Raw genomic sequence first — 772 nt, forward strand, 5'->3', positions numbered from 1 at the left:
ACCGACCCCGCTCCGCGCACCCTCGACCTCCCCACCTACCCCTTCCAGCACCACGACCGCTACTGGGTGCCGGAGGGCGGCCCGGACGCGGGCGACGTCGCCGCGGCGGGCCAGCGGTCACTCCCGCACCCGCTGCTGGCAGCGGTGGTGAACCTGCCCGACGGCGGACTGGTACTGACCGGACGGCTGCCCAACGCCGGCAGTGCGGGCTGGCTCGCCGAACACGTGGTGGCGGGCATCCCGCTGCTGCCCGGCACGGTGCTCCTGGAATGGGTGCTCCGCGCCGCCGACGAGGCGGGCTGCGCCCGAATCGAGGAACTGGCGCTCCAGGCCCCCCTGGTACTGCCCGCCATGGGAGCCCGGCAGGTGCGGATCTCGGTCGGTGCCGCCGATGACGAAGGCTGCCGAACGGTTGAGGTGCACTCCCGTCCGGACCGCGGACCCGACCTCGACACTGCCGAGGCATGGGTGTGCCACGCCACCGGAGCACTGGCGTCGGAGTCCGGTGACGCGCCGGAGCACGGCGATGCGTCCGGTTCCTGGCCGCCGGCCGGTGCCGAACCCCTCGACATCACCGACTTCTACCACCACGCCACCACCGCCGGCTACGACTACGGCCCCACCTTCCGCGGCCTCACCGCCGCCTGGAAACACGGCGACCACATCCTCGCCGAAGCCACCCTCCCCACCACCGACACCCACGACCACACCACCCACTTCACCATCCACCCCGCACTCCTCGACACCGCACTCCACCCCACCGCCCTCCACA

At 72.8% G+C, this 772-nt stretch carries 1 protein-coding gene; it reads left to right on the forward strand.

Going from position 1 to position 772, the window contains the following annotated elements; all coding sequences use genetic code 11:
* On the forward strand, positions 1-772 hold a 772-nt coding region (locus tag E4099_RS32555), incomplete at both ends, for a polyketide synthase dehydratase domain-containing protein (RefSeq protein WP_209446832.1).

It is taken from the genome of Streptomyces palmae (genome assembly GCF_004684805.1).
Taxonomy (GTDB): domain Bacteria; phylum Actinomycetota; class Actinomycetes; order Streptomycetales; family Streptomycetaceae; genus Streptomyces; species Streptomyces palmae.